We start from the raw sequence: 23,737 nt of genomic DNA on the forward strand, positions 1-23,737 counted from the left end.
CGGGCACGCACTCCGCCATGGCGGATTCACGAGACCCGACCGGTATGCGGTATGAGAAGAGGCGCGGCCATATGGCCGCGCCCCTTTTCTTGCGAGTGAAATTCGATGTCGGCTACTGCGGGAGGGTGTTGTACGTGTTCTCGGAAACTTCGAAGGTCTTGATGAGCTGACCCTGGAGGTTGAGGAACTTGTAGAGGGTGAAATCCCGGTTGCTCTGGGCGGTTTCGAGCAGCACGCTGTTGCTGAACACCTCGTTGATGGCGTCGAGCACGTCAAGGAGCGAGCGCTGGCCGACATTGAACTGCATCAGGTACATGTCGCGCGACTCGATGCTGTACTGGAGGGCTTCCTGGTGCTTCCCGATCTGGCCGACGGCAGTGCCGTATTCGGCCCAGGCCGAGGCCACCTGACGGGTCAGGTCGTCGATGGTGTCCTGAAGATCCTGCTGGGCCTGCCTGATGCGGGCGCTGGCTGCCTGGGTGGACTGGTAGTCAGTCCCGCTGCTGAACAGGTTCCAGGACATGGCGAGCATGGCCCGGTCGTCGCGCAGATAGGCCTGTGAGCCGTCGAGGTGGTCGGTGTAGCGGGAGCTGACCTTGATGTCGAGGTCAGGGTAGTAGTTGGACCGGGTCACGTTCCGGTCCTGCTCGGTGACGACTATCTCGGCCTTGTAGGTCTTGATCTTGGGGTTGTTGTCCAAGGCGGTCTCAAGAATCTGATCCAGGGAGGCCGGGACATATTCCGGGTGGTAGTCCAGCTCTGCCAGGGGGCCGGGGGTCTTGCCTGTCTGGCGGACGTACTCTGCCTCGGCGGTGCGCAAATCTCCCGTGTAGGTGATGAGCGTGGTTTCGGCACGGGCCACGCGGCCCCGCGCCTGCATCTCGTCGGCCTTGCTGCCTGCCCCGCCCGCCACGCGTTCGGCAATGGAATCGAGCACGCCCTGGTGGTCGGTGATGTTGCCTTCGGCCAGGGTCACCAGTTTGCGGATGCGGACCATGTCGATGTGCGCGCGGATGGCATTCAGGGCGATGGATTCCACTGTGTCGAAAAGGCGGCTCTCGGCGGATTCGAGCCGTGCCTGCGAGCCCTGGTAGGCGCTCAGTCGGTCCATGCCGTCAAAAACGTTCTGGGTCAGGGTCAGGGTGGAGTCTGACGCTCTGCGGCTGCGGCCCTCGGTATCCTGGGCGCGGGCCGTGGAGCTGTTGTATTTCTGAAAGCCGTATTGCGACGACAGGTCCAGGGAGGGGAAGAAGCGACCCAGGGACGCGGAGAGATCCCTGGACACGGCCTCGCGGTTGAACAGGAGCGCCTTGATCTGCGGGTGATGTTTGACTGCGTCCACCACGGATTCCTTGAGGGTGGTGGTGCCGTCAACATCTGCGGACGTCGGTTGTGCAAGGACGAGGGTGATGGCGAAAATGGCCGGTATGATCAGGAGTCGTTTCATTGCGTCCGTGGCTATGGGTTTCGTGCGTCTCAAAGGATAGCGAATAGGTATAATTATTTTGTGGACAAGGCAAGCGCGGAGGAGGGAAAAGGCCCGGCTTTCATGGAAAGCCGGGCCATTGTCGTGGCAGGTTAGAAGTCGGACTTGTTGTCGGCCTCGACCAGCATCTGGATCAGGGAATCAGCCGTGGTGTCCGTGTTCACAATCGGGTTGTGGTTGGTGAAGTCTGAGGGCGTCACGCCGAGCAGCTTGACCACGATGTCTTGATCGCCGTTGGTGATCACCAGCTGCGTGTAGTCCTGGGTGCTGCTCATGATGATGTTGTCGATGGACAGGCCGTCGCCCAGTTCCAGGACATCCTGGCGCACGTTGAAGTCGGACACGATCATCTCGCCGCCGCCGTCTGCCAGGACGGACTGGTCGATGAAGATGGTGTCGTTGCCGGAACCCAGTTCCACCTGATCGTACCCGGTACCGGCGATGACCATGTCGTTGCCGGTGCCGCCGTAGATCAGGTCATCGCCTGCGCCGCCCACCAGCAGATCGTTGCCGTGGTCTCCCACCAAGGTGTCGTTGCCGTCGCCGCCGAACAGGGTGTCGTGGCCGGTACCGCCGTCCAGGGAGTCGTCGCCTGCGCCGCCGCTCAGCAGATCGTCGCCGTGGTCACCGAGCAGGGTGTCGTTGCCGTCGCCGCCGAGCAGGGTGTCGTTGCCGGTGCCGCCGTCCATGGAGTCGTTGCCCGCGCCGCCGACCAGCACGTCGTTGCCGTTGCCGCCCAGCAGGGTGTCGTTGCCGCTTCCGCCGCTGATCATGTCGTCGGCGTTGCCGCCATCAAGGGAGTCGTTGCCGGAGCCGCCGTAGAGGATGTCGTTGGCGTCGCCGCCGTAGAGCGTGTCGTTGCCCGCGCCGCCGTGCAGGGTGTCGCTGCCCAGGCCGCCGTAGGCCAGATCGTCGCCGCTGCCGCCTTGGAAGACGCCGTCGTTGGTGAAGGCGAGCTTGACGCTGAGATCGTTGAAGTCGTCGTCATCGACGTTGGAGGTCTGGTCGTCGATACTCACGGTCACGCTCTGGTAGTCGCTCAAGGTCATGCCGGGCTGCCCGCCCCAGGAGTACTTGAAGGTCGCTTCCTCGCCATTGGGGTTGAACTGGGCGTCGTCAAACTTCACGTCCACTATCCGGGTGGTGGTGTCGGCGCTGGCCAGGGCCAGGGCCCACTGGCCGTTGCTCATGACGAAGTGGAGCGTGGCGCTGGTGTCGAGGCCCTGGTTGGCACCGTTGGGGATCAGGAAGAAGCGTATCGACGCGTCTTCGGAAAAGGCCTTGAGCACTTCCTGCGGCAGGGCGCTCTTGGAGTTGAACAGGATGATCTCCGGGTCGCTCGGGTTGTTGTTTTCGTCCACGGTGTAGATGCCGAGCATGTTGGAGTATCCCGCGCTTTCGGACTGGAAGATCACTTCCTGGCCGGTCACGTTGTAGTCCACAATGGGCGCATCGGTCGGGATGTCCACGTCGATGGTGGTGGTCGCCATGTTGCTGGTCTGGGCCTGGTTGCCCTCGGCGTCTGTCACCTGGACCGTGACCGTGCGGGCAGTATCCGCATCGCTGGTGGTGGAGAAGGTGATGGCCTTGATGGCGCTCTCGTATTCCGCCGCCGTGGCCGACCCGCTCAGGGTGACGATGATCTGGCCGTCAGCCGTGACCTCGGTGTCCACGAACAGGCCCGACACGCCGTCGGTGTTCAGTTCGTCACCTTCCATGGCGTTGGTCAGGGTGATCACGGCCTTGCTCATTGTGGCCGAGTCCACGTCGGTGATGGCGATGTCGCCCACCACGGACACGGCATCCTCGCCGCCGACAAAGGTGGTGGTTTCAAGGCCTACCGTCGGGGCGTCGTTGACCGCCGTGATGTTCAGGGCCACCGTGGCGGTGTCAAAGCCGCCGTTGCCGTCGCTGACGGTGTAGGTGAAGGTGGCCTGCCCGTTGTAATTGGCCTCGGGCTGGAACACGATCTGCCCGCCCACCATGGACACGGTGCCGTGGGTGGCGTCGCCGACCGAGGTGATGGTCAGGGGGTCGCCGTCCTGGTCCGTGTCGTTGGCCAGCAGGGCGCTGGCGTCCAGGGTGATGGTCTCGTCCTCGGAGAAGAGGCCGGTGACCACGTCCATGGACTCGCCGCTGACGCTGCGCAGCAGGAAGTCGGAGTTGTTGCCCGAATTACCTGCGCTGTTGGCAAGGGGCATGACCGCTACCGAGGCTATGGGCAGCCCGTAGCCCAGGGCGGTGACATCAAGGGTGACCGTGGCCAGTCCGTTTGGCGTGCCCTGGACATCCACATAGCCGAGCAGCGCGCCGCTGGCGTCATAGGCGGCCACGCGGGCCACCTCGATGTGGCCGATGTCGTAGGCATTGCCGTTGACGCCGTCGAACAGGGCCGAGATCTCCAGGGTCACGCTCTGCATGGGCTTGTCAAAGGACACGGCCAGCAGTTCCGTGGCAGTGGTCTGGCTGCCGTCGAGCAGGTCCACCTCGCCGCCGTCGATGTTGCCCGGCGCGCTCACGCCCAGGCCGGAGTAGGCGTAGTGGGTGCCGCCCGTGGTGAAGGAGACGTTCTTGGTGCCCAGGCTCGAGTCGCTCCAGGAACCGGCGTCCATCCCGTCGCCGGTCAGGGCGCGCACGGTCACTCCCTGCGCGGCCCATTGTGCCTGGATCTGGCTGACATTGACCCCGGAATCCGGGGTGGTCAGGTCGATGGTCACGCCTTCGGTCACGGTCACGCCGCCAAACACGTCGTTGCCCGCCACAGGAGCCTCGTTGGTGTCGATGACCGTCAGGCTCGCGGTCTGGGGCGAGGAGAGCGCACCGTCAGTGATCTCGTAGCCAAAGGCCACGTCGCCGTTGAAGTCGGCGTCCGGGGTGAAGGTCCAGGTCTGGTCGCCGTTGTCAGCCAGGGTGCCCTGGCCCTGGGTCAGGGTCAGGTTGGCGATGGACAGTGCGTCGCCGTCCGGGTCTGTGGCTCCGGCCAGGAGCTGGGCGGCCGTGAAGGTGATGGAACCGTCGCCGCCCACGCCGTCCTCATGGATGCTGCCCAGGTCGATGTCCTGGCCCGTGGGGGCCTCGTTGACATCGCCCACGTTGATGGTCAGCGTCTTGGTGGTGCTTGCAAAGCCGTCGCTGACAGTGACCTCCACCTCGTAGGCGGCGGTGGTCTCGTAATCGAGGCTCGCGCCGTTCTTGAGGGTGACTACACCAGTTTGCGCGTCGATGGTGAAGGGCGAAGTGTTGCCCGGGTCGGCCAGGGAGTAGGTCAGACCCATGGAGTCGATATCCGTGCCGACCACGCTGGCCACGATGGTGCCGCCGGTGGCGTCCTCGTTGACCGTGACGGTTGCGCCCGTCGCCTCGGTCACGGCGTACATGCGCACGTTGTCGATGACGTTGCCGTAACCGTCGGCGTTATGCGAGGCCAGGGTCAGGGTGCCGCTGCCCGCCTCGGCCACGGTGATGATCACGCGGCCCGTTTCCCAGGCGTCGTCGCCGGGGTTGAAGGAGGCCACGATTTCGCCGTTCCAGAGCACGTCCACGGTGCCGCTGTCCGCCTCGCCCAGGTTGGAACCGCGGTCGAAGAGGTCGAGCTCGATGACGTATTGGCCCGGCTCAAGGTTGTTGATTTGTTGCGAGATGACCAGGGCCGCGCGGGAGCCGACGCCCGTGTCGATGACGTTTTCGCCGTCGCTCGCCCCGATGATGCCGAAGCGGTCGCCGTCCATGACTTCCCAGCGGTCGCCCGCCACCTTGGTCCAGCCTTCGGGGGCGCGGCCATCGGCCCAGCCTCCGGTCTCGATGTCGTAGCCGCCAGCCACGTTCTCGAAGCTGCCGTTGACGATGAGGTTGGTGCCCGTGTCGGGCGCGGACATCGCAAAGTCGATGACCGGCGCGTCATTGGTGGGCAGGACCATGAGCGCAGCCGTCTGCGGGGTGGTGTTGACGCCGTCGCTCAATTCGTAGCTGAAGGAAACCTCGCCGTTCCAGTCCTGGGCCGGGGTGAAGGTCCAGGTTCCGTCCGGGTTGGCGGTCAGGCTGCCCTCGCCCTGGGCCAGGGTCAGGTTCTCCACCGTGAGCGTGCCGCCCTCGGGGTCGTAGGCGCTGCCGATCAGTTCGGCACTGGTCATGGTGATGGCCCCTGCGCCGCCCACGCCGTCTTCGAATATCTGGCCCAGGTCCACATTCGCCGCCACCGGGGCCTCGTTGACATCGGCCACGTTGATGGTCAGCGGCTTGGTGGTCACGCCGCCGTCGCCGTCGCTCACGGTCACGTTGATGGTGTAGCTCTGACCGGATTCGTAGTCGAGGGTCGTGCCCTGCGCCAGGGTGATGACGCCGGTGGCCGGATCAATCACGAACAGGGCGGACTGGCCGGCGAAGCCGTCGCTGTCGCTGAGGCTGAAGGTCAGGTTCTCGGCTGTGGTCTCAATGTCCGTGCCGATGGCCGAGGCCACATACGCGCCTTCGGCGGCGTTCTCGACCACCGTGACCGCGCCGTCCGCCGCCTCGGTCATGGCGAACATGCGCACGTTGTCGATGACGTTGCCGTAGCCGTCGGCGTTGTGCGAGGCCAGGGTCAGGGTGCCGCTGCCCGCCTCGGCCACGGTGATGATCACGCGGCCCGTCTCCCAGGCGTCGTCGCCGGGGTTGAAGGAACCCACGATTTCACCGTTCCAGAGTATGTCGATGGCGCCGCTGTCTGCCTCGCCCAGGTTGGAACCGCGGTCGAAGAGGTCGAGTTCGATGACGTATTGGCCCGGTTCGAGGTTGTTGATCTGTTGCGAGATGACCAGGGCCGCGCGGGAGCCGACGCCCGTGTCGATGACGTTTTCGCCGTCGCTCGCCCCGATAATGCCGAAGCGGTCGCCGTCCATGACTTCCCAGCGGTCGCCCGCCACCTTGGTCCAGCCTTCGGGGGCGCGGCCATCGGCCCAGCCTCCGGTTTCGATGTCGTAGCCGCCAGCCACGTTCTCGAAGCTGCCGTTGATGATGAGGTTGGTGGTCTGGTCCGCGCCGGTGAAGCTCAACTCGGGCGCGTCGTTGACCGCGTTGACGGTGATCGCGGCGGTGCCGGTGGCCGTGCCGCCCTGGCCATCGCTGACCGTGTAGGTGACGGTGTCGGTGCCGTTGTAGTTGGCGTTGGGCGTGTAGGTGATGGTGCCGTCCGCGTTGACGGTCACGGTGCCGTTTTCAGCGGTGGGTGTGCCCAGGATGGACAGGGTGTCCCCCTCAACGTCGCTGTCGTTGGCCAGCACGTCGATGACGAGCGGGGTGTCCTCATCCGTGGCCAGTCCGGTCTCGTTCTGCACGTCGGGCGCATCGTTGATCGCGTTGACGTACAGCTTGGCCGTGGCCGAGGCCGTGCCGCCCTGGCTGTCGGTGATGGTGTAGGTGATGGTGTCGGCGCCGTTGTAGTTGGCGTTGGGTGTGTAAGTGATGGTGCCGTCCGCGTTGACGGTCACGGTGCCGTGCAGCGCCGTGGGCGTGCCCAGGATGGTCAAGGTGTCGTTGGCATCGACGTCCGAGTCGTTGGCCAGCACATCGATGACCAGCGGGGTGTCCTCGTCCGTGACCAGCCCGGTCTCGCCGACGGCCACGGGGCGGTCGTTGGTGCCGTTGACAGTGATGGTCAGGCTGGCGGTGTCGAATCCGCCCTGGCCGTCTGAGATGGTGTAGGTGAAGGTCTCGGTCGCGCTGTCGCCAACACCCAGCTGCTGCACTTCGGCCAGCGAGTTGTCGAGGGAGTAGGTGTAGCGGCCATTGGCGTTCAGGGTCAGGGTGCCGAACTGCCCGGCGATCTCGGAGCCGACGTTGCCCTCTTCGCCGTTGACCGCGCTCACGGTCAGGGTGTCGCCGTCGATGTCCGTGTCGTTGCTCTTGACGTTGCCGGTGACGCGGCTTGCGCCCTCGTTGATGGCGCGCACGTCGGCGGTGGCAACGGGTGCGTCGTTGGTGCCGTTGATGGTCACGGTCAGGGTGGCGGAGCGGGTCGCGCCGTTGTCGTCAGTGACGGTGTAGGTGAAGCGGTCAGTGGTGGACTGGCCCACGCCGAGCTTCTGGACGGTCTGGTTGTCGTTGTTCACGGCGTAGGTGTAGGAGCCGTCGGCCTGGAGGGTCAGAGTGCCGTACTTTCCGGCCAGATCGCTGCCCACGTTGTCCGCGCTGCCGCCCACTGCCGCGACGCTCAGGGTGTCGCTGGCGTCGATGTCATAATCATTGTCCAGAACGTTGCCGGTGGCTGCCGGGCCATCCTCGAAGACCGAGGCGGTGTCGGCCACGGCCACGGGGCGGTCGTTGGTGCCGTTGATAGTGATGGTCAGGGTAGTGGTATCGAACCCGCCCTGGCCGTCTGAGATGGTGTAGGTGAAGGTCTCGGTCGCGCTGTCGCCAACACCCAGCTGCTGCACTTCGGCCAGCGAGTTGTCGAGGGAGTAGGTGTAGCGGCCATTGGCGTTCAGGGTCAGGGTGCCGTAATTCCCGGCGATCTCGGAGCCGACGTTGCCCTCTTCGCCGTTGACCTCGGTCACGGTCAGGGCGTCGCCGTCGATGTCCGTGTCATTGCTCTTGACGTTGCCGGTGACGCGGCTTGCGCCCTCGTTGATGGCGCGCACGTCGGCGGTGGCAACGGGTGCGTCGTTGGTGCCGTTGATGGTCACGGTCAGGGTGGCGGAGCGGGTCGCGCCGTTGTCGTCAGTGACGGTGTAGGTGAAGCGGTCAGTGGTGGACTGGCCCACGCCGAGCTTCTGGACGGTCAGGTTGTCGTTGTTCACGGCGTAGGTGTAGGAGCCGTCGGCCTGGAGGGTCAGAGTGCCGTACTTTCCGGCCAGATCGCTGCCCACGTTGTCCGCGCTGCCGCCCACTGCCGCGACGCTCAGGGTGTCGCTGGCGTCGATGTCATAATCATTGTCCAGAACGTTGCCGGTGGCTGCCGCGCCATCCTCGAAGACCGAGGCGGTGTCGGCCACGGCCACGGGGCGGTCGTTGGTGCCGTTGACAGTGATGGTCAGGCTGGCGGTGTCGAATCCGCCCTGGCCGTCTGAGATGGTGTAGGTGAAGGTCTCGGTCGCGCTGTCGCCAACACCCAGCTGCTGCACTTCGGCCAGCGAGTTGTCGAGGGAGTAGGTGTAGCGGCCATTGGCGTTCAGGGTCAGGGTGCCGTACTGCCCGGCGATCTCGGAGCCGACGTTGCCCTCTTCGCCGTTGACTTCGGTCACGGTCAGGGTGTCGCCGTCGATGTCCGTGTCATTGCTCTTGACGTTGCCGGTGACGCGGCTTGCGCCCTCGTTGATGGCGCGCACGTCGGCGGTGGCAACGGGTGCATCGTTGGTGCCGTTGATGGTCACGGTCAGGGTGGCGGAGCGGGTCGCGCCGTTGTCGTCAGTGACGGTGTAGGTGAAGCGGTCAGTGGTGGACTGGCCCACGCCGAGCTTCTGGACGGTCAGGTTGTCGTTGTTCACGGCGTAGGTGTAGGAGCCGTCGGCCTGGAGGGTCAGAGTGCCGTACTTTCCGGCCAGATCGCTGCCCACGTTGTCCGCGCTGCCGCCCACTGCCGCGACGCTCAGGGTGTCGCTGGCGTCGATGTCATAATCATTGTCCAGAACGTTGCCGGTGGCTGCCGCGCCATCCTCGAAGACCGAGGCGGCGTCGGCCACGGCCACGGGGCGGTCGTTGGTGCCGTTGACAGTGATGGTCAGGCTGGCGGTGTCGAATCCGCCCTGGCCGTCTGAGATGGTGTAGGTGAAGGTCTCGGTCGCGCTGTCGCCAACACCCAGCTGCTGCACTTCGGCCAGCGAGTTGTCGAGGGAGTAGGTGTAGCGGCCATTGGCGTTCAGGGTCAGGGTGCCGTACTGCCCGGCGATCTCGGAGCCGACGTTGCCCTCTTCGCCGTTGACCTCGGTCACGGTCAGGGCGTCGCCGTCGATGTCCGTGTCATTGCTCTTGACGTTGCCGGTGACGCGGCTTGCGCCCTCGTTGATGGCGCGCACGTCGGCGGTGGCAACGGGTGCGTCGTTGGTGCCGTTGATGGTCACGGTCAGGGTGGCGGAGCGGGTCGCGCCGTTGTCGTCAGTGACGGTGTAGGTGAAGCGGTCAGTGGTGGACTGGCCCACGCCGAGCTTCTGGACGGTCAGGTTGTCGTTGTTCACGGCGTAGGTGTAGGAGCCGTCGGCCTGGAGGGTCAGAGTGCCGTACTTTCCGGCCAGATCGCTGCCCACGTTGTCCGCGCTGCCGCCCACTGCCGCGACGCTCAGGGTGTCGCTGGCGTCGATGTCATAATCATTGTCCAGAACGTTGCCGGTGGCTGCCGCGCCATCCTCGAAGACCGAGGCGGTGTCGGCCACGGCCACGGGGCGGTCGTTGGTGCCGTTGACAGTGATGGTCAGGCTGGCGGTGTCGAATCCGCCCTGGCCGTCTGAGATGGTGTAGGTGAAGGTCTCGGTCGCGCTGTCGCCCACGCCCAGCTGCTGCACTTCGGCCAGCGAGTTGTCGAGGGAGTAGGTGTAGCGGCCATTGGCTGCCACCGTCAGGGTGCCGAACTGCCCGGCCACGGAAGTGCCGACATTGGCTTCATCGCCATTGACCGCAGTCAAGGTCAGGGTGCCGCCGTCCACATCGTAATCGTTGGTCAGCAGTCTGCCGCTTATGCTCCCGCGTCCTTCATTGATGGCTCCGGTGTCTGCCACGGCCACAGGCTGCTCATTGGTGCCGGTGACAGTGATGACGATGTCCTGGCTGGCGGTGCCGTCGGTCGAGGTCACGGTAAATGTCTCGGTCAGGGTCTGCCCGGCTGCCAGGGACTGGACCTGGGTCAGGGTGTTGTCGATGGCGTAGGTCCACTGGCCGTCGGCGCTGATGGTCAGGGTGCCGAGCTTGCCGGTGTTGTCCACGCTGGTGTCGAAGGCCGCTTCGCCCGCGTCGGCGTCGCTGATGGACAGGGTGCCGCTGACGGTCAGGGTGGCTGCGTCGTCCTCGGTCACGCCGCCGCTGGCCGCATCGCCCGCGCCCACGGAGATGGAGGCCGCGTCATTGGTGCCGGTGACGGTGATGACGATGTCCTGGGAGGCGGTGCCGTCCGCCGAGGTCACGGTAAATGTCTCGGTCAGGGTCTGCCCGGCGGCCAGGGACTGGACCTGGGCCAGGGTGTTGTCGATGGCGTAGGTCCACTGGCCGTCGGCGCTGATGGTCAGGGCGCCGAGCTTGCCGGTGTTGTCCACGCTGGTGTCGAAGGCCGCTTCGCCCGCGTCGGCGTCGCTGATGGACAGGGTGCCGCTGACGGTCAGGGTGGCTGCGTCGTCCTCGGTCACGCCGCCGCTGGCCGCATCGCCCGTGCCCACGGAGATGGAGGCCGCGTCATTGGTGCCGGTGACGGTGATGGTCAGGGTGGCGGTGTCGGTCAGGTCTCCGTCGGAGACGGTGTAGCCGATCTCGAGGACGCGTGTTTCGCCTTCAGTAAGGTAATTGTAGGAAGCTGCGTCAAAGGTGTAGGAGCCGTCGGCGTTGAAGGTCAGCCCTGTCGGGGCGTTGGCCGGATCGCTCAGGGCATAGGAGAGCTCCTCCGCCGTGTTGTCCACATCGGTGTCGTTGTCGGCCACGGAACCGGTGATCACTGCGTCTTGGACCACGGCGTTGGTGTCGCCCTCGGCTACCGGCGCGTCATTGACGGCGTTGACGGTGATGACCCCCTGACCCGAGACGGTGTAGAGGCCGTCGCTGATGGTGAAGGCCATGTTGAGGCTGCCGTTGTAGTCCTGGTCCGGGGTGAAGAGCCATGTCCCGGCTGCAATCTGGGTCAGGGTTCCGCCCGCCACGGTCAGCCCGGTCACGCTCAGGGAGGCGTAAGGGTCAGGATCGCTGGCCAGGGCGAGAATCTGGGACGCGGTGATGAGCGTGGGCACATCCTCGTCAGTGGTGATGGACAGGGTGCCGTTGATGGTCGGCGGATTGCTTGTTGCGCCCGAAGTGTCCGAAGGATTGTTGTTCGGGCTGGATTCGCCCCCGTCGGAGTTTCGACCATTCCTGGAAGGGGAGCCTTGTCCGGGAAGGCTGTCGATGCCCCTGAAAAGTGTGCCCGCGTCGTCGGAATATGCGCCTGCGCCGCTGCTGCCCGACGAGCCGTCCGCGGCGGTCTCCAGTTCATTTTGGTCTTCCGCCGCGCTGAAGGCGAAGAGGTAGACGCCGCCGGGTATAAGCTCGCCCCCCAGGAGTTCAAACATGGGGAGGGCGTCCTGCTCGGCCATAAGCAGGTAATCCTCTATGACTATGCTCCCCTGCCCCTCGACGGAAATGACCAGATGATTGCCATTGCCGCTGAAGACGGCCTGAGTCACGTCGAAATCGAAAGCGACCAGCATGTCCGAGGTGACCTTGTAGATCTTCGTATTGCCGGAGCCCGGAAGGGAGAGGGACAGCCTGGTCTGTGGCTGGGTGGTTTCGTTCTCGGCCATGGTTCCTCCTGAGGATTCTATCGTGGGCCAGCGTGTTCTGGCGATGGTTCTGACGTTTCATCTATTGTATAGAGGCATTCCTTGATCAAGTCAATGGCTTAAAAATTATGAATTACATGAGGTTATACTGTGGATAATAATCCATGTCATGCCCGGTGGCCTTGCCGCTCAAAGGAGATGGCATATGGCTGAAATTCAGGTTTATAATGGTTAATTTTTAGTTTTCCACAAGTGTATGTTGATAATTTGCTGCGCCGCTGAGAGTTTCCCCCGGCGGCAGGGTTAAGAAAAGCGAGTGTATGCTGTTAAAATAACGAGATAAAAAATATTTTATTAAAAAAATGTTCTGGGGCGGCCTGTGAAGGAGAATGATTCCTGGCTGTTGGTTTTTGGGCAGGGCCGGTCCGGCTTTGGTGCCCCCGCGTCGGGTGAGGGGGTGCAGCGAGTGATTCTGGCGCAGGCAGTCTGTGTCTGCGGGGTGTCCGGCAGGGCGCAGGCTGACATATTTTATATTGACAACATCCCGTGCTTTATGCAATTTGACGGTCCCAACAGCGTGGGGCTGTAGCTCAGTTGGGAGAGCGCTTGAATGGCATTCAAGAGGTCGTGGGTTCGATTCCCTCCAGCTCCACCACGAGAAAGGTAAGGGCTTCGGATGATTTTCCGAAGCCCTTTTTTCGTGCCTGATGGCTGATTTCAGGAATATGTCCGCTCTGTGTCCGGTGCTTTCGATGGGGTGTTCCGGGCGGGCTGCCGTCCATGTTGCAGATCACGGAGCCTCCCTGGTTTGGACACATTGATCAGGACGGATCGCGATTCCGATCGGATGAAGCACGCGCGATGGCATTCATGGGTGAACGCATGAGAAAGGAGACATCCTGTCAGGGCGTGCGGACCGAAGGAACGCTATTTGAAGTCGCAGCGGGGGAGTACGACAGTAAGCGTGGTCCCTTCGGCTTCGGACGTGATGAGGTCGATGTGGCCGCCATGAGACTTGGCGATGAGCTGGGCGCTGTAAGTCCCCAGCCCCGTGCCGCAAGACTTGCCCATGGTGGCATATTTCTCGAAAAAACGTCCCCGCAGGGCTTGAGGCACAGCGCCGGCATTGTGGATGGCAATGTGTACCGTCTTTGGTTCCATTTGGCAGGCGATAGTCACGCGCCCCCCACTGGGCGAGGCCTCAATCGCGTTCTTCACCAGATTCGTAAGCAAGTCTTCGATGAGAAAGGCCTCCCCGCACAGCCGTGGCTCCTCGGAGGGGCAAGCGGTCGGAAGATTGACGGTCACCATGTTCTGCAAGGAGAGTTTTTCCAGGGATTTCCTTACGACATCGAGGATCTGAATAATATTGATCGGTGTCTCGGGGGGCGTGTATGCGCCCTTTTCCATTTCCAGCAAGGGCTCGGTAGCGTCGATGAGATGGATCACTTGCCGAATGCCGAGCATGATTTGCGGGAATGCTTGCATCACGGTTGTATTGCTCTCTCCGTCCAGAACCAACTGGGCCACTTGTGATGTCCAAAGACGAGATTGTCAGAACTCGTACGTTTTCTGTACAGAGAGAGTATTCACCTGACACCGTCGCCGCTGGTGGGGTGCGTATTGCGCTCCATTGGTTTCCGATCCCTTGCCTTTCACTCTGTGTTCAGAAAGATCTGCCTTCGGGGCCGGCCCGGTGTTCCCCGGCCCGTGGTATTGAGATGCTCGCCAAAGGCTCGCGATCAGGATCGAATGCCCTGGAAACTCATACGATTTTGATATAGTCCAATCCAAGACGATCGGTGTGGGACAGGGGATCGGAATCTCCGATGGTTGCCAGGCCAGAGGGCTGTCGTTCTTTGCGCGCCCGTTGGGCGAATCGGTTTGTGTGCGGGGTGAACACTGTTTTGAAGCGGGAGGATCGAAAGGCCATGTCCAAGTCATTGCAAACGCAGTTGCGGGTTCCGGCGCAGGGGCGGCTCCTGGCCCTGGTGCAGGGGTATGTGCGTCAGGTGTCCGAGACCGCCGGGCTGGCCGGGCGCGAGGTCGCGGCCCTGGAGCTGGCGGCGGAGGAGGCGTTCCTCAACATATGCGATCACGCCTATCCGGACGGCACCCGCGGCGACGTGCTCATCGGCGGCGAGATTCGGGAGTCCGAGCTGGTCCTTGATTTCCGGGACGAGGGGCTGCCGTTCGACCCGTCGCTCCTCAGGGCGGCGGAGCCGGAGTCTTCTGTGGAGCCTTCTGTGGAGTCCGTCGTGGAGCCGGGGTGGACAGGCGGGCTGGGGCTGAAGCTCATCCGGCACGCGGTGGACGAGGTGTCCTGGATCAACCACGGTCGGCAGGGCAAGTCGCTGTGTCTGGTCAAGCGGCTGCCTGGGGTGGACGCGCTGGCCGAGTCAGGCCGGGCCCAGGCGCAGCCCATGGTCCGGGAAGAGGTGGCGCAGGCCCCGATGCAGCGTTATGAGACGCGGGCGATCCAGCCCGGCGAGGCCATGCAGGTGGCCCGGATATTCTGGCTGGCCTACGGGTACTCGTACAAGAACGAGGCCTTTTACAGGCCGGAGGGGATGCTTCATCTGGTCGGCACCGGCAAGCTCATCAGCTTTGTGGCGGTGGCCGAGGACGGCGATGTGGCCGGGCATGCGGGCCTGCTGAGGCCGGAGCCCGTGCCCATGGCCGAGCTGGCGCTCCTTGTGGTCTCCCCGGCCCATCGGGGTAGGAAGATCATGGATTCCCTGTTCGAAGCCCTGGTGGCCAGGGCGCGTGAGATGGAACTTTTCGGTCTGGCCCTGAACCCGGTGACCAGCCATCCCATCAGCCAGCGGCAGTCCATGGAGGCCGGGGGCAAGCCCTGCGGACTGGATCTGGCGGCCTGCCCGCCCCGGCAGTTCAAGGGACTGGGGCTGGACGATAAGCCCAGGCAGCGGGAGTCCTATCTGCACTGCTTCATGTATCTGACCACGCCGCCCGTGGCCCGTGTCCACGTCCCGGCCCGGCACCGGGAGATGGTGGAGCGCATCTATGCCAACCTGGACCGGCTGGTCGAGCCGCTGCCTTTGACAGCCACGGAACCGGACGGCGCGCCCGGCGACTATTCCGTCTCCTTTGACATGGGGCTGAAGAAAGGGGTGATCCGCGTCAGGCGCGCCGACGAGCGGCAATGGTCGGAAATCCGGCGGGCGGCCATTGATCTGGTGGAGATCGCCGGTGCCGAGAAGGTGGACATCGACCTGCCGCTGGCCCAGGCGGCCACGCCGATCCTGTGCGAGCGCGCAGAAGAGGCGGGGTTCTTTTTTGCCGGGATCTGGCCGCACGGTGCCGAGGACGGCGACATGCTGCGCCTGACGCGGCTTGCCGCGCCTTTTGACCTGGGCCATCTGCGCCTGCATTCCGATTTCGCCAACGCGCTGTCGGATTATGTGGGCCGGGAGATGAAGCGGGCCGGGCTTCCCGCCTCAGGGCCTGACGCCTGATCCTCGCGCGCTCACGCCGCTGATGCGGCAGATCAGCCGCGCCACGAATGGGCCGGTGACGACCACGGCGAACAGCCGCAGGGTTTGCAGGGCCAGGACAAAGGCGACATCGCAGCCGCTGCCCATGGCAATGATGGCCACGGAGTCGAGGCCGCCGGGGCTGGTGGCCAGGTAGGCGCTCAGGGCGTCCAGGCCGAGCCAGACGGTCAGCAGCCAGGCCGAGGCGCAGCACAGGGCGATGAGCAGGAAGGTGGCAAGGAGCATCTGGGGGATGGCGTGCAGGACGTGGAGCACGGTCTCGCGGTCAAAGCGCAGGCCTATGTACCAGCCAAGGCTGGCGTATGCGACCCAGAGGAGCCAGTGGGGCAGAACAAGGGTGACAAGCCCCGTGGAGTTGAGGACCGCGCCTGCCAGCATCGGCACCAGCAGCGCCCCGGCAGGGATGCGCAGCCTGCCGCTCAGGAACAGGCCGCCCATGATCACGGCCAGGGTCTGGGCCAGGGGGACAAGGGGAGCGTCGAACCCTGGCGACCAGGAGGGCTGTGCGGGAATGTCCGCCGTATGGCCGAGGAGGATGCGCGAGACGCCCGAGGCGGTCAGCACCACCACGAACATCCGTAGATACTGCATGAAGGCCACCATGCGCACGTCCGCGCCAAAGGACTCGGCCATGGCGGTCATGGCCGCCGCGCCGCCCGGGGACGACCCCCAGGCCGCGGTATTGCCCGGCAGCGAGCCAAAGCGCATCAGCAGCAGTCCCACCAGTCCCCCGGCGGCGATGGTCATGCAGACCACCGCGAGCATGATCAGCCAATCCTCGCCCAGCGAGGCCAGGGTGGAGGGGGTCAGGGTCAGGGCCACCATGCAGCCGACCACGGCCTGGGCCCCGCCAAAGGCCAGGCGGGGAACGTTCAGGACCACGCCGCGAAGGGCAAAGAACATGCCCGCGACCATGGGGCCGAGCAACTCGGCGGCTGGAAACCCAGCCCATCGCAGGAGTATGGACATGAGGGCGGAAACCAGGACCAGCATGACCCACTTGCCCGTGTTCCGGATACTGGACATGAATACTCCACGCGGCAGGCCGTTGATGCCGTTGTCTGATCAGAGGCCGGAACCGGGTATTGCTCCCGGCCCGGAAGGAAAAAACTGCGCCGGGATGGCCGGGCGCACGGACGCCAGGAAAATTTGTACAGGGCAAACAGGCGGCTGTCCAGAGACAGGGGCTGGCGCGCCTGTCCGCCGAATGTCCGGAGTACAATCCGGCAAAATCCCGCATCCGTCCGTCCGGGCCGAATTTTCTGGTATCCCACCCCATGATTTTTCACTATCCTTGGCGGGGATGGCGAGCCTTCCGGGGCCCCCGGCCCCCCTCCGAGCTTTTTGGGGCTACGTCGCCAGGAACGGCGAAGGGGAAGAAAGAGCCTGACGGCGGCGTCGGGGTCAGCCGTCCGCACAGGGCGCGTCCTTTTTTGTTACAATGAAAAACGAGTTGGCTTTTCGCTCATCCACGCCAACTCTGCCGCCATCACCAGGGTTGCATCCGTTGTCTCGACAGGCGGCGGAGAGCCGAAAAGTTTGGGAGAGTCCAGAGAACCTTTTCCAAAAGGTTCTCTGGCCGCCGGAGGCATGCATGTCCACGATTCTCACGGTCAGCGAGCTGACCCGGTCGGTCAAGAGCCTGCTTGAGGCGGAGTTTCCGTTCGTGTGGGTGCGCGGGCAGGTGACGAATCTGGCGCGTCCGGCGAGCGGGCATGTGTATTTCACGCTCACGGACGGCGACGCGGCCTTGTCCGTGGTCTGGTTCAGGTCGGCCCAGCGGTCGGCGGAGCCGGTGAGCCGGGGCGGCGAGCGGATCAACCCCCTGACTGGCGAAGTGGAGGAGTCGGACGAGGGTGGGGCCGCATTGGTTGCTGGCGGCTCGCCGGGCGCAGGTGTCCTGGAGGGCGGGCAGGAGGTGCTGTGCGCCGGGCGGCTCAATGTGTACGAGCCGCGCGGCCAGTATCAGCTGGTGGCGGAGCTGGTGCAGGCGCAGGGGGTCGGCGACCTGGCCGTGGCCTTTGAGGCGCTCAAGGGCAAGCTGGCCGCGCAGGGATATTTTGATGAGGCGCGCAAGCTGGAGCTGCCGCGCGATCCGGCCCGCGTGGCGGTGATCACCTCGCCTTCGGGCGCGGCCATCAGGGATTTTTTGCGTCTCGCGGGCGAGCGCGGCACTGGGGGGGAGATCCGCATCTACCCGTCGCTGGTGCAGGGCGAGCGTGCGCCGGAGCAGATTGCGGCGGCCCTTGATCTGGTCGATGCGGACGGCTGGGCCGAGGTGGCGGTGCTCATCCGGGGCGGCGGGTCGCTGGAGGATTTGTGGGCGTTCAATACCGAGACCGTGGCCGATGCCATTTTCCGGGCGCGGGTGCCTGTGGTCACGGGCGTCGGGCATGAGCCGGATGTGACCATTGCGGATTTCGTGGCCGACCGCCGCGCGGCCACGCCGAGTCATGCGGCCCAGGAATTGTGGCCCCGGCGCGAGACCCTGGCCCAGCGGGTGGATGTGCTGGAGATGGCCCTTGGTCGGGCTTATGCCGGGTGGCTGCTCGGCAAGGGGACACAGTTCGAGCAGTTGCGCCGGGCGTTGTCCTGGCTCTCGCCTGCGCACCGGCTGGAGCGCATGGAGGACAGGCTCCTGAGCCTGTTGCCCCGGCTCGGCGAGGCGGGCCAGGGGCTTTGGCGCAGGCGGGGGCGGGCGCTGGCCGCCGGGGTCGATCGGCTGGGCCGGGCCTTTGGGATCGTTCGGGTGGACCGGACGCGCGACGAGGTGGCGGCCCTGTGTCGGCGCATGGACCGTGCCGTCCATGCCCTGGCCGAGGTCCGCGCGCGCGATCTGGCGGTGCTGGGCGCGACGTTGCGCGGGCTTGATCCCGAAGCGCCGCTGGAGCGGGGATATTCCCTGGTGCGCATTGAGCGCACAGGCGATTTTTTGCGCGACCCGAAAGAGGTGACGGCGGGCGACGCTCTTGATATCAGGATCAGGAATGGCCGGGTGGCAGCCGTGGTCGCTCTAGACCCAGGGCAAAAACCGGCACAGACGCGGGAGAAGGAATGAGACGGATTGTTTTGCTGATTTTTCTGGTTGCGGTTCTGACGCTGCCCATGGTGCCGCATACGGTTCCGGCCCAGGGTTTCGGGCTTGAGGACGGGGACGGCGTCACCCTGGCCATGCCCGGCGAGGCCAGGGCCGCCGGGGATGCGCAGGAGCAGGCGCAGCAAGGCGTGGCCGCGGCCACGCCGGGGTCGGCCCTGGTGCTGGCCGCTCCGGGGGAGGCGGGTGTGGGGCAGCCGTTTCTTGTGCGTCTGACTTCGGATCTGCCCCTGGATTCCGTCTCGGTCTACTGGTTGGGCAAGGAGGTGGTGCCTTCCATTTCCGTCTGGAACGACCGGCATGTGGCTTTGGTCATGCTCGGCACCGACGCCCTCAACGCCAAGCCCGGCAAGGAGGAATTGTCGGTCATCGCCTCCATCGACGGCAAGGAGAACACGCTGCGGCGGACCATCCAGCTGGTGCCGGTGGCGTATGAGCGCCAGGAACTGACCCTGCCCGAGAAGATGGTCACCCCGCCTGCCGAGGTGCTGGCGCGCATCAGGGCCGAGGGCGAGCTGACCAATGTGGCCAAGAACACGGTCTCGCCGACCCGGATGTGGCAGCTGCCGCTTGAGCGGCCTGTGGGCGGCGAGGTGTCGAGCCCCTACGGGGCGCAGCGCATCCTCAACGGCAAGCCCAAGAACCCGCATCGCGGCCTGGATTTTCGCTCGCCCATGAACAATCCGGTCAAGAGCGCGGCGGACGGCGTGGTTATCCTGGTGGGCGACCATTACTACGCGGGCAATTCGGTCTATGTGGACCACGGCAACGGTGTGGTGACCCTGTATTTTCACCTTGCCAAGGCCGAGGTCAAGAAGGGCGACACCGTGCAGCGCGGCCAGATCATCGGCCTCTCCGGCATGTCGGGCCGCTCCACCGGTCCCCATGTGCACTTTTCGGTCTCTGTCCTTGGGCGGCTGGTCGATCCCACGCCTTTATTGAAATTCACAGTCGATGAGATGTTGAATTGATTGAAGTTTGATTAATTCAGAAGCCTGTGGAGGAATCCGTGGCCAAAGAAACGTTTGAAGACAGACTCGCCCGGCTCAAGGATGTGGTGGACCGCCTGGAACGGGGCGATCTGCCTCTTGAGGAGGGCGTGGCCCTGTACAAGGAGGGGCTGGCCCTGGCCAAGGCGTGCGGCAGGCAGCTTGAAACGGCCCGGCACGAAGTGCGCATTGTCAGCGATGGGCTGGTCAAGGAATTCGAGGCATTGGAAGGGCTGGAGACGGATGCCCTGGCAGGAGATAGAGGCGATGACGATTAAGGGCAGACTCGCGGAGCGCGCCTTGGGTGTGGAGAAGTATCTTGAAGGATGCCTGCGTAATAGAGGTATTCCGGACAGTCTGCTCCAGGCCATGGAATATTCGCTGCTGGCTGGAGGCAAGCGGCTGCGGCCCGTGCTGACCCTGGCCTGGGCCACCATGCTCGGCGGTGATGCGGAGCGGGTCATGCCCTTTGCGGCCAGCCTGGAGTGCATCCACACCTATTCCCTCATCCACGACGACCTCCCGGCCATGGACGACGATGACCTGCGCCGGGGCAGGCCCTCCAACCACAAACGGTACGACGAGGCCACGGCCATCCTGGCCGGTGACGGCCTGCTGACCGAATCCTTTGTGCTCATGACCGAGGCGTCCCTGATCAGGGGGCTGCCTGCCGAGCGCGTGTTGCGCGCCGTGTCGGTGCTGGCCGTGGCTGCCGGGAGCGGGGGGATGGTCGGCGGACAGGCCGTGGACATGGAGTTCACGGGCCGGGCCGAGGTGGCTCTGGACGAATTGCGCGCCATGCACGCCATGAAGACGGGCGCGTTGATCACGGCGGCCTGCGAGTGCGGGGCCGTGCTGGCCGGGGCCTCGGAGCGCGATGTGGAGAATGCCCGCGAGTATGGCCGGGCCGTGGGCGTGGCCTTTCAGATCGTGGACGACGTGCTCGACGTGGTGGGCGATACCGGGACTCTGGGCAAACCCGCCGGGAGCGACGAGGCCATGGGCAAGTCCACCTACCCGGCGCTTGTCGGGCTGGACAGGAGCCGGGAGCTGGCCGAAGGGTATGCAAAGGAGGCTCTTGAGCGCCTATCCTCCTACAATGGAAGCGAAAAATTGTTCCTCGCGGACCTATCGCGCTACATTGTGGACAGAGTGTGTTGATTGGCTTACTGTGACCGCCCTATGACCGATGTGCTCATGAATACGACCATTCTTTCGCGGATCAGCAAGCCGGGCGACGTCAAGGCGCTGTCCATGGCCGAGATGGCGACCCTGGCCCAGGAACTGCGCGATGTCATCATCAGCCAGGTGGCCGGGCATGGCGGGCATCTCGCGCCGTCGCTGGGCGTTGTCGAGCTGACCCTGGCCCTGTTCAAGGCCTTTGACCTGGAGGAGGACAAGCTCATCTGGGACGTGGGCCATCAGGCCTATGCCCACAAGCTCCTCACCGGTCGCCTGGACACCTTTCACACCCTGCGCCAGAAGGGCGGCCTGAGCGGGTTCCCGCGCATCTGCGAGAATCCCTACGACCATTTCGGGGTGGGTCATTCCTCCACCTCCATCTCCGCCGCCCTGGGCATGGCCGTGGCCCGCGACCTTAAGGGAGAGGACCACGAGGTCATCGCGGTCATCGGCGACGGATCGCTCACTGCCGGGCTCGCCTTCGAGGGGCTCAATCAGGCGGGCGACCTGGGCCGCAAGATGGTGGTGGTGCTCAACGACAACGAGATGTCCATCTCCAAGAACGTGGGCGCGCTCTCCCAGTTCCTGAGCCGCAAGATGACGACCCCCTTCCTGCAGCGGCTCAAGGGTGATGTGGAGGGGCTGCTCGGCTCCATCCCCAAGATCGGCGACGATCTGGCCGGATACGCCAAACGGTACGGCGACTCGGTCAAGAGCTTCTTCACCCCCGGCATCCTGTTCGAGGCCTTTCACTTCACCTACGTTGGCCCCATCGATGGCCACAACACGGCGCAGATGGTCAAGGTGTTCGAGGAGATACGCCAGATCGACAAGCCGGTGCTGGTCCACGTCATGACCAAGAAGGGCAAGGGGTACGAGCCTGCCGAGACCGACCCGACCTTTTTTCACGGCGTGGGCGAGTTCGTGCCCGAGACCGGGCTGGCGCGCAAGTTTTCCGGCCTGGGGTTGCCCTCGTACACTTCCATCTTCGGCTCGACCCTGTGCGCCCTGGCCGAGCGCGACAAGACCATCGTGGCCATCACCGCCGCCATGCCCGAGGGCACCGGCACCGAATGCTTCAGGAAGAACTACCCGGAGCGGTTCGTGGATGTGGGCATCTGCGAGCAGCACGCCGTGACCTTTGCCGCCGGACTCGCCACCCAGGGGTACAAGCCCGCCGTGGCCATCTATTCGACCTTCCTGCAGCGCGCCTACGACCAGATCGTGCACGATGTCTGCCTGCAGAACCTCAACGTCAATTTCTTTCTCGACCGGGGCGGCCTGGTGGGCGAGGACGGGGCCACCCATCACGGGGTGTTCGACTTCACCTACCTGCGCCACATCCCCAACATCGTGGTCATGGCGCCCAAGGACGAGGCCGAGCTGGCCCGGATGATGGTCACCGCCTTTGCCCACGAGGGGCCGTGCGCCGTGCGCTATCCGCGCGGCACCGGGGTCGGGGCCAAGGTCAGCAGGAATCCGGCAAAGATTCCCATCGGCACCGGCGAACTCATGCGCGACGGCAGCCATGCCGTGATCATCACCCTCGGCTCCCGTGTCTACCCGGCGGTGGAGGCGGCCATGGAGCTTGAGGCCGAGGGGCTTGAGGTGGCCGTGTTCAACAGCCGGTTCGTCAAGCCGCTGCCGCGCGAGCAGATCCTCGAACTGGCGGCCCGGTTCGACACCATCCTCCTGGTGGAGGAGAACGCCCTGGCGGGCGGCTTCGGCTCGGCAGTGCTCGAACTGCTGGCCGGAGAGGACGCCCTGTCCGGCAGGCGGGTGCAGCGGATCGGCGTGCCCGACGAATTCGTGGAGCACGGAACCCAGAAGGAACTGCGGGCCATGATCGGCATAGACACCGCTGGCATCAAGCGGACCCTGCTCGCCATGTGCGGCAAATAGCGGCTGTTTGCCCTGCGCAAGCGGGAACAGCTCTGCGCAAGAAGGCCCGGCCATCCTCAAAGGATGGCCGGGCCTTCTTGGCTGGAGCGGTCGCGCCGGGCTACTTGCCGCAGCACTTCTTGTATTTCTTGCCCGAGCCGCAGGGGCAGGGCTCATTGCGTCCGATCTTGGGCTCCTTTTTGATGGGCGGGCCGGAGACCATGTTTCCGTCGAGATAGCGCCAGTGGTCGCCGATGCGTTTGAACTGGCTGCGCTCGCGGTGGGTCAGTTCCTCGCCGTCGATGGCGTATCTGGCCGAGAATTCGACGATGCCCGCGTCGTCCTCTTGGCCGCCGCCCCAGGTCTCGTGGATTTCGAGGCCGAGCCACTGGGCCGAGTCGGCCCATTCCCTGACCGAGGTGTCGTCGTGATCCTTGAGCGCCTCCGGGGCCAGGGACTGCTTGAGATAGTCAAGCTCCTTGAGCACATAGGCGGAGTAGCGGGAGCGCATCAGCGCCTCGGCAGTGGGGGCGGGCTTTTCGCCGGAGATATAGGGGCGGCAACACTCGACGTGTTCCTTGCCGGAACCGCACGGGCAGGGTTTGGTCATGATCGTGTCCTTTGTGACGGGTTTGGATGGGCGGGATTCTATAGAAAGCGGGCCGGGTGTCAATGCGCAAGTGGTCAGGGGTTGCGCCCTGGCCTCCGGCATGGCACTGATCGCGGATGATACGTATCAACGACAGAATCGCCATTCCCTGGAGCGAGATAGAGTTCACGGCCTCGCGCAGTTCCGGGCCGGGAGGGCAGCATGTGAACACCACAGACAGCCGGGTGACGCTGCTCTTTGACGTGGCCGCCAGCCAGAGCCTGACCCAGCTCGAGAAGATGGTCGTGACCGGCAAGCTGCGCCGCAGGATCGACAAGCGCGGCGTGCTCAGTATCTCCTCCCAGACCTTTCGCAGCCAGAAGTCCAACAAGGATTCGGCTGTCGATCGGTTTGTGGAGCTGATGCGCTGGGCGCTGACGCCCGTAACGCCGCGCAAGGACACCGCAGTCCCCAGAAGCGCCAAGCGCAAACGGCTGGAGCGCAAGCGGCACACGGCGGACCGCAAACGCCAGCGCAAGCCGCCGGGGGTGGACGAGTAGGGGGTGAGCGGTCGGGA

Annotated in this window: 12 protein-coding genes and 1 tRNA gene; 8 read left to right on the top strand and 5 right to left on the bottom strand. The window is 64.6% G+C overall.

Going from position 1 to position 23,737, the window contains the following annotated elements; genetic code table 11:
- Positions 1-112: 112 nt before the first annotated feature.
- Positions 113-1,447, bottom strand: coding sequence for a TolC family outer membrane protein (locus DAES_RS04505; RefSeq protein WP_013513850.1), 1,335 nt, complete (start codon positions 1,445-1,447; stop codon positions 113-115).
- A 131-nt stretch (positions 1,448-1,578) separates the two neighbouring features.
- Complete coding sequence (locus DAES_RS17540; RefSeq protein ID WP_013513851.1) at positions 1,579-11,931, bottom strand: Ig-like domain-containing protein; 10,353 nt, start codon at positions 11,929-11,931, stop codon at positions 1,579-1,581.
- A gap of 558 nt (positions 11,932-12,489) precedes the next feature.
- Between DAES_RS17540 and DAES_RS04515 the strand changes: the two genes are divergently transcribed.
- A tRNA-Ala gene (locus DAES_RS04515) sits at positions 12,490-12,565 on the top strand.
- A gap of 272 nt (positions 12,566-12,837) precedes the next feature.
- On the opposite strand, the gene DAES_RS04520 is transcribed toward DAES_RS04515, so the two are convergent.
- Positions 12,838-13,440, bottom strand: a complete 603-nt coding sequence (locus DAES_RS04520; RefSeq protein ID WP_013513852.1) for a sensor histidine kinase — start codon at positions 13,438-13,440, stop codon at positions 12,838-12,840.
- Between the two features lie 401 nt (positions 13,441-13,841).
- Between DAES_RS04520 and DAES_RS04525 the strand changes: the two genes are divergently transcribed.
- Positions 13,842-15,386 carry a GNAT family N-acetyltransferase gene (locus DAES_RS04525; RefSeq protein WP_013513853.1) on the top strand — a complete coding sequence of 515 codons (1,545 nt, stop codon included), beginning with the start codon at positions 13,842-13,844 and terminating at the stop codon, positions 15,384-15,386.
- Here DAES_RS04525 and DAES_RS04530 read toward each other — a convergent pair.
- Positions 15,369-16,451, bottom strand: coding sequence for an AbrB family transcriptional regulator (locus DAES_RS04530; protein WP_013513854.1), 1,083 nt, complete (start codon positions 16,449-16,451; stop codon positions 15,369-15,371). The two genes, DAES_RS04525 and DAES_RS04530, sit on opposite strands and share 18 nt — an antisense overlap.
- A gap of 568 nt (positions 16,452-17,019) precedes the next feature.
- On the opposite strand from DAES_RS04530, the gene xseA reads away from it, so the two are divergent.
- The 5 genes from xseA to dxs are packed head-to-tail and all read left to right on the top strand — an operon-like array spanning position 17,020 to position 22,592.
- On the top strand, positions 17,020-18,483 hold the full coding sequence (gene xseA, locus DAES_RS04535) for an exodeoxyribonuclease VII large subunit (protein WP_013513855.1): 1,464 nt from the start codon (positions 17,020-17,022) through the stop codon (positions 18,481-18,483).
- The gene (locus DAES_RS04540; protein ID WP_013513856.1) at positions 18,480-19,490 is read left to right on the top strand and encodes a M23 family metallopeptidase; all 1,011 of its coding nucleotides are present in this window, start codon (positions 18,480-18,482) and stop codon (positions 19,488-19,490) included. The genes xseA and DAES_RS04540 overlap by 4 nt, the downstream gene beginning before the upstream one ends.
- A gap of 38 nt (positions 19,491-19,528) precedes the next feature.
- Positions 19,529-19,786: an exodeoxyribonuclease VII small subunit gene (gene xseB, locus DAES_RS04545; RefSeq protein WP_013513857.1), complete on the top strand. Its 258-nt coding sequence runs from the start codon at positions 19,529-19,531 to the stop codon at positions 19,784-19,786.
- Entirely contained in the window at positions 19,776-20,669 is an 894-nt protein-coding gene (locus DAES_RS04550) for a polyprenyl synthetase family protein (RefSeq protein ID WP_013513858.1), read from the top strand. Before xseB ends, DAES_RS04550 begins: the two co-directional genes overlap by 11 nt.
- Positions 20,670-20,705: 36 nt before the next feature.
- Entirely contained in the window at positions 20,706-22,592 is a 1,887-nt protein-coding gene (gene dxs, locus DAES_RS04555) for a 1-deoxy-D-xylulose-5-phosphate synthase (protein WP_236608459.1), read from the top strand.
- 100 nt (positions 22,593-22,692) lie between these two features.
- Here dxs and DAES_RS04560 read toward each other — a convergent pair whose 3' ends face one another.
- Positions 22,693-23,181 (bottom strand): YchJ family protein, encoded by a 489-nt coding sequence (locus DAES_RS04560; protein WP_013513860.1) that lies wholly within the window; start codon positions 23,179-23,181, stop codon positions 22,693-22,695.
- 116 nt (positions 23,182-23,297) lie between these two features.
- Here DAES_RS04560 and arfB point away from each other — a divergent pair, with 116 nt between their 5' ends.
- A complete protein-coding gene (gene arfB / locus DAES_RS04565) occupies positions 23,298-23,720 on the top strand; it encodes an alternative ribosome rescue aminoacyl-tRNA hydrolase ArfB (RefSeq protein WP_013513861.1) in 423 nt (140 codons plus the stop codon).
- Positions 23,721-23,737 lie beyond the last annotated feature (17 nt).

This window comes from Pseudodesulfovibrio aespoeensis Aspo-2 (assembly GCF_000176915.2).
Classification (GTDB): Bacteria; Desulfobacterota; Desulfovibrionia; order Desulfovibrionales; family Desulfovibrionaceae; genus Pseudodesulfovibrio; species Pseudodesulfovibrio aespoeensis.

Coding starts and splice junctions, on each gene's coding strand:
- DAES_RS04540 (WP_013513856.1), top strand. CDS start 18,480: ATGAGACGGATTGTTTTGCTGATTTTTCTGGTTGCGGTTCTGACGCTG.
- DAES_RS04525 (WP_013513853.1), top strand. CDS start 13,842: ATGTCCAAGTCATTGCAAACGCAGTTGCGGGTTCCGGCGCAGGGGCGG.
- dxs (WP_236608459.1), top strand. CDS start 20,706: ATGAATACGACCATTCTTTCGCGGATCAGCAAGCCGGGCGACGTCAAG.
- DAES_RS17540 (WP_013513851.1), bottom strand. CDS start 11,931: ATGGCCGAGAACGAAACCACCCAGCCACAGACCAGGCTGTCCCTCTCC.
- xseA (WP_013513855.1), top strand. CDS start 17,020: ATGTCCACGATTCTCACGGTCAGCGAGCTGACCCGGTCGGTCAAGAGC.
- DAES_RS04505 (WP_013513850.1), bottom strand. CDS start 1,447: ATGAAACGACTCCTGATCATACCGGCCATTTTCGCCATCACCCTCGTC.
- DAES_RS04560 (WP_013513860.1), bottom strand. CDS start 23,181: ATGACCAAACCCTGCCCGTGCGGTTCCGGCAAGGAACACGTCGAGTGT.
- arfB (WP_013513861.1), top strand. CDS start 23,298: ATGATACGTATCAACGACAGAATCGCCATTCCCTGGAGCGAGATAGAG.
- DAES_RS04530 (WP_013513854.1), bottom strand. CDS start 16,451: ATGTCCAGTATCCGGAACACGGGCAAGTGGGTCATGCTGGTCCTGGTT.
- DAES_RS04550 (WP_013513858.1), top strand. CDS start 19,776: ATGACGATTAAGGGCAGACTCGCGGAGCGCGCCTTGGGTGTGGAGAAG.